This is a genomic window from uncultured Nisaea sp. (genome assembly GCF_963974195.1).
GTDB lineage: Bacteria > Pseudomonadota > Alphaproteobacteria > Thalassobaculales > Thalassobaculaceae > Nisaea.
Window position 1 is genome coordinate 1 of record NZ_CAXBDC010000134.1, and the last position, 10,192, is coordinate 10,192.

Below are 10,192 nucleotides of genomic sequence, written 5' to 3' on the forward strand. Positions count from 1 at the left end.
ACGAGCTGATCTATATCGCGCACAAGGATCGCCTCGACGACCCGCGCCTGAAGAAATTCCTCGCCGCCGTGGAGCGGGCAACCCAGTATCTGGTGAACCATCCGGACGATGCCTGGGCCTCCTTTATCGACGGCCGCAAAGAGCTGGACGACGAGCTGAACAAACGTGCATGGCGCGACACCCTGCCCCGGTTCGCGCTGCGTCCGGCCGCGCTTGACCGCGGGCGCTATGAGCGTTTTGCCGCCTTCATGAAAGAAAGCGGCCTGGTCAATAAAGACGTAAAAACAGAACTCTACGCGACAGAGTTACAGTAGAGAACGGGTCCCGGGCATTGATCGCGATGCCCGGGACTGACGGGCCATAAGATTATTCCGCGGCCCTCTGGCTGGCGCGCGTGCTGTCGACAAACCCCATATAGAGTTGCCGGGCCCGCTCAAACACCGGCCCAGGCGTCAGGGCACGATCCTCAAACCGGTTGATCGCCTGGATCTTCCCGAAATTGCCGCAGACGATAATTTCGTCGGCCGCATGTACGTCCGCCACTGTCAGCGTGACTTCCTCGACCGGGATGCCGTCTTCCCGCAACAAACCGATCAGGCGCCGCCGGGTGATGCCGGAGAGAAAGGTGCCGTTCGCCGCCGGTGTCCGCGCCACGCCGTCCTTCACGATCCAGATGTTAGCCACCGAGAACTCGGCGACATTGCCATTTGGATCGAGCAGAAGCGGCAGGTCGAAGCCACGCTCTTTCGCTTCCTTCAAGGCGCGCTGCCCGTTCGGATAAAGCGAGCCGGTCTTGGCGTCCGTCGGCGCCTGATCGGTGGCACAGCGCCGGAAGCTGGAAAGACAGGCCGATCCCGCGACAGCATCCGGTAACGGCGCCTCGAAGACGGCAAGCACGAATTCCGTATCATTTCCTTCCGGCGCCACTCCCTGATTGGTGGAGAAGAACATCGGCCGGATATAGTAATCCAGATCCTGCGGCAGCCGTCGCACAGCCTCACGGCAGAGGGCCTCGATCTCAGCCGGTTTCAGCCCCGGCGAAAGCAGCATCGCCTTTGCCGAGCGGACAACCCGCTGACAATGCAAGTCGATGTCAGGCAGCGCTCCCTTGATGGCACGCGCACCGTCGAAAACGGTGCTTGCCGACCAGAATGAGATCTGCAGCGGGCCCGACAACATGGGTTCGTTTGATAGCCATTCACCTCGATACCAGAATATTTGTTTCATTTACGGATCTCCATGCGCAATATAATAGGACAGCAATATTGCCCTACTTGCATCGTGCCGCTAGTAAAATCTTGTCATGGTGACAATCCGGAAGTCAGGCCAGCAGCCGTTTGAAAGCCATTCAACTGTCCGTATCGGGCACCACGCTGGCGGCTATGGTTCCATCCAGCGCCTCATACTCTCCGTAGCCGATATGCTCATAGATATCTTTCCGGGACATCAGGCGGTCGAGAAACCCTTCCTGCCCGCCATGCTCCGCCAGATGCCGATAGAGCGCGCGGACAATGCCCGCTTCGGCACGCAGGGATGTCACCGGCCAGATAACCATGCTGAAGCCCCATTCCTGGAACTGTTCGGCCGTGAAATATGGCGTCTTGCCGAACTCCGTCATGTTCGCCAGCAGCGGAACATCGAGCGCTTCCGAAAAAGCCCTGAAATGGGCTTCTTCCGTCAGGGCTTCCGGAAAGATCGCATCCGCCCCGGCGGCGACATAGGCCCTGGCCCGGGCAATCGCTCCATCGAGGCCTTCGGATGCCATGGCGTCGGTACGGGCAATGATCCGCAGATGGCTTCGTGCCTTTCGGGCGGCTGCGATCTTCGCACTCATGGAGGCCGTGTCGTTCAGCAGCTTGTCGGACAGGTGCCCGCATTTCTTTGGCAGCACCTGATCCTCAAGCTGAACGGCGGCCGCCCCTGCTTCTTCCAGCTCCCGGCACAGCCGCATCACGTTCAGGGCTTCGCCATATCCCGTGTCCCCGTCGACAATCAACGGCAGTTGCGAGGCCCGCACGATGGAGCGCACCTGATGGATCAATTCCTCCATCGTCATCATGCCGAGATCCGGAAGCGCCAGGCTCGCGGACAGAGCGCCACCCGAAAGATAGAGCGATTCGAACCCCGTATCGCGTGCAACGACAGCGGAAAGCGCATTATGCGCGCCCGGGATACGCAAAATTTCCCGTTTGCCCCAAAGCGCGGCCAGTCGATCTCCCGCCGGAGTCGCCACCTGTTTTTGCAGGAGCCATGCCATATTTTTTCCTTCCTCATTCGCGCCGTCTTGCCGGGCGTTTCGTCGTTAATTTTGTTCTTCAAAGATTGCGCTCAGCAGCGCCCTCGTGTCATTTCATTGTCATCACTATATTGACAACGCTGGCGTGCTGTCGGATTGGTTCCTGGTACACCAGATCGCTGTCTACGGACTGAAAAACGAATCTGGTCGATAAACGCGAGGGAGACGCGTCGATGAGGCACATCTTAGGTCTGGGAGCGAGCCTTGCCGCTTTCTGGATGCTGTTGTCCGGATCGATCAGTCTCGACCACAAGCTGGTCCTGTTTTTTGGCATCGCATCCGTCGTCCTGACATTGTATCTCGCCATCCGCATGGATCGTCTTGATGGGTTCCCGGTTCACATCCGGTTGAGCCCGAAGCTGATCCAGTACTGGCTCTGGCTTGCCAAGGAAATCGGCAAGGCGAATATCGATGTCGCCAAGATTGTCCTCTCACCGAAAATGAACATTTCGCCGCGCATGGTGCGGGTGAAGGCAAGCCAGCAAACCGATGTCGGCATTGCCACTTTTGCCAATTCCATCACGCTGACGCCGGGCACCGTCTCCGTCGATATCGACGATGACGAGATCCTGGTGCATGCGATCACCGACGAGATGGCAACGGGGCTGATCGAAAGCGATATGGATCAGCGGGTTACGGCCATGGAGTTAAAGTACCGATGATGTTTGCCGCGGCCGCCGCCGGCCTGATCATTCCGATGCTTATGGCCCTGGTACGTGGCCTTGCGGGACCGACTCTTTATGACCGGGTCCTGGCCGGAAACAGCTTCGGCACCAAGACTGTTCTGCTGATTGCCGTGCTCGGCTTTATCGGCGGGCGTCCCGATTTTCTGGACATCGCCCTGCTCTATGCCCTGATGAACTTTATCGGCACCATCGCAATCCTGAAATTCTTCCGCTACCGGAACCTCGGTGTCGCCGACAGCGCCGATATCAGGAACGGGTCCGAGGTCAATAACGGAGCCCGCGGCAAGAACGAGGAGGCGGTCTGATGGAACTGATCATCGATCTCGCTTCCTGGGCCTTCATCCTCTCCGGGGTGTTCTTCATCTTCACCGGTACATTGGGCATGCTGCGGCTGCCTGATTTCTATACCCGGCTGCACGCCGCCGGCATTACTGACACGCTTGGCACTGAGCTGCTGTTGATCGCCATGATGCTGCAGGCAGGCTGGTCCATCGTGACCGTCAAGCTGCTGATGATCTCGCTGTTCATTTTCTTCACCAGCCCGACAGCGACACACGCGCTTGCCAACGCGGCCAATGCCGTGGGGCTGCGGCCTTTCGGTGTGCCTGAAGCCGATCTCCGCCCCAAGAAAACGGAGGACGCATGATGGATTCCGGCATCGTTAACATCCTGGTCGATATCTCGTTGATGACTCTGCTGGTGATCACCGCGATCGGCATCGTGCGATCCCGCAATCTCTTCGCAACTGCCATGCTGTCCGGCATCTACAGCCTGATTTCGGCCGCCGTCTTCGTGACACTCGACGCAGTCGATGTCGCCTTTACCGAAGCCGCCGTCGGCGCGGGTATCTCGACGGTGCTGATGCTGGGGGCGATGACCCTCACCCGGCGCAGCGAGAAACATGCGATCAAACTACATGTCGGCCCGCTTCTCGTCACGTTGGGGATCGGAGCCGCACTGATCTACGGCACGGTCGACATGCCGCCGTTCGGTTCGACCGACGCTCCCGGGTTTCAGCATATCGTGCCGGAATACATCGCCGGATCCCGCGACGACATTCAGGTCCCGAACATCGTCACATCCATCCTGGCCAGCTATCGTGGTTTCGATACGCTGGGCGAGACCGCCGTGATTTTCGCGGCCGGTATCGGGGTGCTGTTCCTGCTTGGACGCCGCCGCGAGGATGAAGAGACCGACGATGAAACCGTCAGCGGCAAGGGAGAGGATGCATGAGGCATCACCTGATCCTGCGCGTCGTCTCCAAGCTGCTCATCCCGTTCATCCTGCTTTACGCGCTTTATGTGCAGTTCCATGGCGATTACGGACCGGGCGGCGGTTTCCAGGCCGGGGTTATCTTCGCGGCCGGCTTTGTCCTCTATGCCCTGATCTTCGGCGTCCAGGCTGCCCGCAAGGCCTTCCCCGACAGCTGGCTCGGTATCCTGATCCCGCTGGGCGTGCTGATCTATGCCGGGACCGGCGTTGCATCGCTTCTGCTCGGCGGCACCTTCCTCGATTATGACGTTCTGGCATCCACGCCGACCGGCGGACAGCATATCGGCATTCTTCTCGTCGAATTCGGTGTCGGCGTTACCGTCACCGCCGTGATGATCGCCATCTTCTTCGCCTATGCAGGCCGCACCCGTGAAATTCAGGATGACGACTGGTAAGCCATGCTCGAGCTGTTCCTAGACAAGTATAATTACTGGATCGTCATCGCCCTGATGCTGTTCGGGCTCTATATCGTCATCGCCCGTGGCAATCTGGTGAAGAAGCTGGTCGGCCTGAACGTGTTTCAGACCTCCGTCTTCATGTTCTACATCTCTCTTGGCAAGGCCGAGGGCGGTACGGCGCCGATCCTGACCGGCAAACCGGAGCTGTTCTCGAACCCGCTGCCGCACGTCCTGATCCTGACGGCCATCGTGGTCGGCATCGCGACAACGGCACTCGGGCTCGCCCTCGTGGTCCGGATACGCGAGAGCTACGATTCCATCGAAGAGGATGAGCTGGACGGCATGGACAACAATGTCGTGACGAATGAACGCGCGCGCCTCAGCGCCGGGGATGCAGCCCGATGATCGCCGTCGACCATTTGCCGGTACTCCAGGTTGTCGGCCCGCTGATCGCGGCGCCGGTCTGCAGCCTCCTCCGGGCGCGCAACCTGGCCTGGTTCTTCACGCTTCTGGTCACCATTTCGGCCTTCCTGTGCAGCGTCTATCTGATGCACATGGTGCTGGAGACCGGCCCGATCAGCTATGAGATCGGCGGTTGGGCCGCACCGCTCGGTATCGAATACCGGGTCGATGCCAGCAACGGCCTGGTGCTGATGATCATATCCGGCATCTCCGCCGTCGTGCTGCCCTTCGCCAAGCGCAGCTTCGAGCAGGAAGTTCCGAAAAGCCAGCACCCACTCCTCTACACCGCCTTTATCCTTTGCCTCACGGGACTGCTCGGCATCACGGCCACGGCGGATGCCTTCAACGTCTTCGTCTTTCTCGAGATTTCGTCGCTCTCGACCTATGTGCTGGTCGCAGCCGGGGCGAAACAGGATCGGCGCGCCCTGACAGCCGCCTACAATTACCTGATCCTCGGGACCGTGGGCGCGACCTTCTTCGTCATCGGGGTCGGGCTGCTCTATATGGCAACCGGCACGCTGAACATGGCGGATCTTGCCGCACGCATCGGCCCGATCGGCTCCTCCCGCACTCTCGATGTCGGCTTTGCCTTCATCATTATCGGGCTGTCCCTGAAGCTGGCCCTTTTCCCTCTGCATGCCTGGCTGCCGAATGCCTACACCTATGCGCCCAGCGCGGTAACGGCCTTCCTCGCCGCGACGGCGACCAAGGCAGCGGTCTACCTGCTGCTGCGCTTCTCCTTCACCATCTTCGGCTCCGGCTCCGCCTTCATGGCGCCGATAGTCGGATTTGTGCTCATGCCTCTGGCGCTGGCCGCCATGTATGCCGGCTCGATCTCAGCGATCTATCAATACAACCTGAAACGAATGCTGGCCTATTCGAGTGTGGCGCAGATCGGATACATGATGCTCGGCGTCAGTTTCCTCAGCGTCACCGGCTTGATGGCGACGACCCTGCACCTGTTCAATCACGCCCTGATGAAGGGTGCCCTCTTCATGGCACTCGGCTGCATCTTCTTCCGGGTTCGCTCGGTTCATATCAGCGATCTGGCCGGGATCGGGCGGCAGATGCCCTGGACCATGGCGGCCTTCGTGATCGGCGGGCTCAGCCTGATCGGCGTGCCGCTGACGGTCGGATTTATCAGCAAATGGTATCTGATCTCGGCCGCACTGGAGCAGGAAGAATGGCTGATTATCGCCCTGATCCTCGCCAGCTCCCTGCTTGCGGTGATCTATATCTGGCGCGTTATCGAGGCCGCCTACCTGAAGGACCCTACCCCTGGCCGGACCGTGACGGAGGCGCCGCTTTCCATGCTGCTGCCGACCTGGGCACTGGTTATTGCCAATATCTATTTCGGCGTTGATGCCAGCCTGACGACGCGGATCGCCCGGATGGCCGCCGAAGGTCTTGTGGGAGCGGCACAATGAGTATGGAAACAGCCCTCCTCGCCACCCTCGTCCTGCCGCTTGTCGGCATGGTGCTGATCTGGCTCACCGGGAATTCGCCGAACCTGCGTGAAGGCGTGACTCTGGTCACCGCCGTTGCGCTGTTCGCAATCGTGCTCGCCCTGCTTGATGCGGTGATGGCGGGCGAGGCTCCGGGCCTGACCCTGCTTGAGGTCATGCCGGGATTGGAGCTGGCTTTCAAGATCGAGCCGCTGGGCATGCTGTTCGCCTGCATCGCCTCCGGTCTCTGGATCATCAACTCGCTCTATTCCATCGGCTATATGCGCGGGAATGACGAGAAGAAGCAGACCCGCTTCTACATGTGTTTCACACTGGCCATCTCCAGCGCCATGGGCATCGCCTTCGCCGGGAACATGTTCACGCTCTTCATATTCTACGAAGTGCTGACCCTCTCGACCTACCCGCTGGTCGCCCACAAGGAGACCGAGGAATCCAAGCGCGGGGCGCGGATCTATCTCGGCATCCTGATCGGCACCTCCATCGGCCTGCAGCTCGCTGCTGTGATCTGGACCTGGATCGCCGCCGGCACGCTCGATTTCACCAAAGGCGGTATCCTGGCTGACCAGGTCGAGCCGGTCCTGCTGCCCTTCCTGCTGGCGCTTTACATGTTCGGCATCGGCAAGGCTGCCCTGATGCCATTCCATCGCTGGCTTCCGGCCGCCATGGTGGCGCCGACGCCCGTGAGCGCGCTGCTGCATGCCGTCGCCGTCGTGAAGGCCGGTGTGTTCACCGTGCTGAAGGTGGTGGTCTATATCTTCGGCATCGATCTGCTGACCCAGACCGGGGCGGCGCACTGGCTGATCTGGGTTGCTTCCTTCACCGTGCTGGCGGCGTCCCTTGTCGCCATGACCAAGGACAACCTGAAGGCCCGGCTGGCCTACTCCACCATCAGCCAGCTCGGCTATATCGTGCTCGGCGCGGCGCTGGCCAATCACTACGCGATCCTCGGCGGCGCGCTGCATATCGCCACCCATGCCTTCGGCAAGATCACCCTCTTCATGTGCGCCGGCGCGATCTATGTGGCGACCCACAAGACAGAGATCAGCGACATGCAGGGGCTTGGGCGTGTCATGCCCTTCACTTTCGGCGCCTTCTGCATCGGCGCGCTGTCGATCATCGGCCTGCCGCCCTTCGCCGGGACCTGGAGCAAATGGTATCTCGCGATGGGCGCCGCGGAGACAGGCATGATTGTTGTGGTCGCGGTCTACATGGTCAGCTCGCTGCTCAACATCGCCTACCTGATGCCGATTGTGGCGCGCGGTTTCTTCCGCCCAGCGCCTGCACTCGCCACGGCATCCGCAGGCGCCGCCGTGGCTCCTGCAAAAGGCGGAATTCAGGAAGCGCCGTTCTTCTGTGTGCTGCCGCCCTGCCTGACGGCCTTCGGCTGTCTCGTCCTGTTCTTCTATGCCGACGCGATCATCGCGTTGCTGCGTCCGATCGTTGAGTGAGGCTGGCGCCATGACTGAGCATTCAAAGACCCCGGAGCCCCATTCGAAGCCTGACGAGAAGCCACGCTGGCTCGACAGTCCACGCAACGTGAACAAGATCGTCATCGCGGTTTTTGTCATTTGCGCGGCGCTTTTTGCCGCGGATGCCTTCTATCACAAGCATCCTCATTTCGAGGCCGAATCATGGTTTGGCTTCTATGCCATCTATGGCTTCGTCATGTGCGTCGGCCTTGTTCTGGCCGCGAAACTCATGCGGATATTCCTGATGCGGGACGAAGATTATTATGACCATGATCGTTGATCTGTTTTTCCCGCTCAGCCCCGGCCTGCTGCTGATTCTCGGCGGGCTGCTTGTTCCTTTTCTCAGTTATCGTATCGGGCGGGTCTATGTGCTCGCCCTCCCCGCGGTCCTGCTTGTCTATCTGTTTGCCCTTCCGGACGGAAATCATGGCGCGGTCACGATGCTGGGCTACGAGCTTGAACTGCTCCGCCTGGATAATCTCTCACGCATATTCGCGACGATTTTCCTGATCGCCTCTATCCTCGGGAATCTCTACGCCTGGCACGAGCCTGATCGCGTGCAGCGCACCGCAGCGCAGATCTATGCCGGCAGCGCCATTGCCGCAGCCTTGGCGGGTGACCTGATATCATTGTTCGTTTTCTGGGAGTTGACCGCCGTCTCGTCAGTCTTCCTGATCTGGGCCAGTGGAACCGAAAGCGCCTACCGCGCGGGAATGCGCTACCTGATCATCCAGGTCGGCTCCGGTGTCATTCTGCTCGCCGGTCTGATCATTCATGTCACCGCGACCGGCTCCATCGCCTTCGATCATTTCGGACTTGAAGCCCCCGGCGCCTGGTTGATCTTCCTGGCCTTTGGCATCAAATGCGCGTTTCCATTGCTGCATAACTGGCTGCAAGACGCCTATTCGGAAGCCACGGTCACCGGAACAGTCGTGCTCTCGGCATTTACCACCAAACTTGCGGTCTATACCCTTGCGCGTGGTTTTGCCGGCACCGAGATCCTGATCTGGATCGGCGCGGCAATGACCATGTTCCCGATCTTCTATGCGGTGATCGAGAACGATCTGCGACGCGTGCTGGCCTACAGTCTCAACAACCAGCTCGGCTTCATGGTTGTCGGCATCGGCGTCGGCACGGAACTCGCGCTGAACGGCACGGCCGCCCATGCCTTCTGCCATATCCTCTATAAAGCCCTCCTGTTCATGTCGATGGGAGCCGTACTGTTCCGCACCGGAACCTGCAAAGGCTCCGAGCTTGGCGGTCTTTACAAATCCATGCCGTGGACGGCGGCCTTCTGTATGGTCGGTGCCGCGTCGATCTCCGCTTTCCCCTTGTTCTCGGGCTTCGTGTCCAAATCGCTGATCATGTCCGCTTCCGCGAATGAGGGATATTGGTTCGTCTGGGGGGTGTTGTTGTTTGCATCCGCCGGTGTGTTCCACCATTCCGGCATCAAGATCCCCTATTTCGCCTTCTTCGCACATGACAGCGGCCGCCGGCCGAAGGAAGCCCCGTTCAATATGCTGCTGGCTATGGGGATCTCGGCTATCCTTTGTGTCGGTATCGGCGTCTGGCCAGACCCGCTCTACGCCCTGCTGCCGTTTGAACTGGACTATGTTCCGTACACAACCGCTCACGTCATAACGCAGCTCCAGCTTCTGATGTTCTCGGCACTGGCGTTCACGGTGCTCATGCGCACAGGCATCTATCCGCCAGAACTGAAATCGACGAACCTGGATTTCGATTGGGTCTACAGGCGCTATCTGCCAAATGTCTTGGGCAAACTCGGCACCGCGATCGACATCAGCTACCAGAGTGTCACCGGGAACGCCAAAACAGTAATCAATGCTGCAATGGCGGCTTCCGTAACGGTGTTTGCACCCGGCGGTCTTTCCGGGCGTATTGCCCGCGTGGGCAATGCGGTCGCCATCGTCGCCTTCCTGCTGCTGGTGGCACTGGTTGTCAGCTACTCAGCCATCTGATGATCTCCTCCGGCCATCCCAGGCCGGAGCCCCCCATTGCGCCCCAGCCTGCCCGGCCAGTCTGGAACGGGGGCGAAAAAGATGATAATGCCAACGCCGCGGGTTAATTCCCTTGTGAAGAAAGGTTCACCGCTATGGACATGACTGGCGAATATCTCGTCCCG

The 10,192-nt window shown here is 59.9% G+C and carries 13 protein-coding genes; 11 read left to right on the forward strand and 2 right to left on the reverse strand.

What is annotated here, in order from left to right; translation table 11 throughout:
- The coding region (locus tag AAC126_RS20100) for an ABC transporter substrate-binding protein (RefSeq protein WP_339856846.1) at window positions 1-314 on the forward strand (314 nt) is incomplete at its 5' end.
- A gap of 52 nt (window positions 315-366) precedes the next feature.
- Here AAC126_RS20100 and AAC126_RS20105 read toward each other — a convergent pair.
- Together AAC126_RS20105 and prpB are read right to left on the reverse strand one after the other, a co-directional pair.
- Window positions 367-1,227 carry a branched-chain amino acid aminotransferase gene (locus AAC126_RS20105; RefSeq protein WP_339856849.1) on the reverse strand — a complete coding sequence of 287 codons (861 nt, stop codon included), beginning with the start codon at window positions 1,225-1,227 and terminating at the stop codon, window positions 367-369.
- A gap of 121 nt (window positions 1,228-1,348) precedes the next feature.
- On the reverse strand, window positions 1,349-2,257 hold the full coding sequence (gene prpB / locus AAC126_RS20110; protein ID WP_339856852.1) for a methylisocitrate lyase: 909 nt from the start codon (window positions 2,255-2,257) through the stop codon (window positions 1,349-1,351).
- 212 nt (window positions 2,258-2,469) lie between these two features.
- On the opposite strand from prpB, the gene AAC126_RS20115 reads away from it, so the two are divergent.
- Genes AAC126_RS20115 through AAC126_RS20160 form a run of 10 tightly spaced genes read left to right on the forward strand, consistent with a single transcriptional unit; the run spans window position 2,470 to window position 10,028 of the window.
- The gene (locus AAC126_RS20115; protein ID WP_339856855.1) at window positions 2,470-2,958 is read left to right on the forward strand and encodes a Na+/H+ antiporter subunit E; all 489 of its coding nucleotides are present in this window, start codon (window positions 2,470-2,472) and stop codon (window positions 2,956-2,958) included.
- Window positions 2,955-3,287, forward strand: a complete 333-nt coding sequence (locus AAC126_RS20120) for a cation:proton antiporter (RefSeq protein ID WP_339856858.1) — start codon at window positions 2,955-2,957, stop codon at window positions 3,285-3,287. The genes AAC126_RS20115 and AAC126_RS20120 overlap by 4 nt, the downstream gene beginning before the upstream one ends.
- Complete coding sequence (gene mnhG / locus AAC126_RS20125) at window positions 3,287-3,628, forward strand: monovalent cation/H(+) antiporter subunit G (RefSeq protein WP_339856861.1); 342 nt, start codon at window positions 3,287-3,289, stop codon at window positions 3,626-3,628. The genes AAC126_RS20120 and mnhG overlap by 1 nt, the downstream gene beginning before the upstream one ends.
- A complete protein-coding gene (locus tag AAC126_RS20130) occupies window positions 3,625-4,215 on the forward strand; it encodes a DUF4040 domain-containing protein (protein ID WP_339856863.1) in 591 nt (196 codons plus the stop codon). Before mnhG ends, AAC126_RS20130 begins: the two co-directional genes overlap by 4 nt.
- The gene (locus AAC126_RS20135) at window positions 4,212-4,649 is read left to right on the forward strand and encodes a Na(+)/H(+) antiporter subunit B (protein ID WP_339856865.1); all 438 of its coding nucleotides are present in this window, start codon (window positions 4,212-4,214) and stop codon (window positions 4,647-4,649) included. The genes AAC126_RS20130 and AAC126_RS20135 overlap by 4 nt, the downstream gene beginning before the upstream one ends.
- A gap of 3 nt (window positions 4,650-4,652) precedes the next feature.
- Entirely contained in the window at window positions 4,653-5,057 is a 405-nt protein-coding gene (locus AAC126_RS20140; RefSeq protein WP_339856868.1) for a cation:proton antiporter subunit C, read from the forward strand.
- Window positions 5,054-6,541: a monovalent cation/H+ antiporter subunit D family protein gene (locus AAC126_RS20145; RefSeq protein ID WP_339856871.1), complete on the forward strand. Its 1,488-nt coding sequence runs from the start codon at window positions 5,054-5,056 to the stop codon at window positions 6,539-6,541. The genes AAC126_RS20140 and AAC126_RS20145 overlap by 4 nt, the downstream gene beginning before the upstream one ends.
- Window positions 6,538-8,028 (forward strand): monovalent cation/H+ antiporter subunit D family protein, encoded by a 1,491-nt coding sequence (locus tag AAC126_RS20150; protein WP_339856873.1) that lies wholly within the window; start codon window positions 6,538-6,540, stop codon window positions 8,026-8,028. Before AAC126_RS20145 ends, AAC126_RS20150 begins: the two co-directional genes overlap by 4 nt.
- A 10-nt stretch (window positions 8,029-8,038) precedes the next feature.
- On the forward strand, window positions 8,039-8,329 hold the full coding sequence (locus AAC126_RS20155) for a hypothetical protein (RefSeq protein WP_339856876.1): 291 nt from the start codon (window positions 8,039-8,041) through the stop codon (window positions 8,327-8,329).
- Window positions 8,313-10,028 carry a Na(+)/H(+) antiporter subunit D gene (locus AAC126_RS20160; protein ID WP_339856879.1) on the forward strand — a complete coding sequence of 572 codons (1,716 nt, stop codon included), beginning with the start codon at window positions 8,313-8,315 and terminating at the stop codon, window positions 10,026-10,028. The genes AAC126_RS20155 and AAC126_RS20160 overlap by 17 nt, the downstream gene beginning before the upstream one ends.
- Window positions 10,029-10,192: the final 164 nt, after the last annotated feature.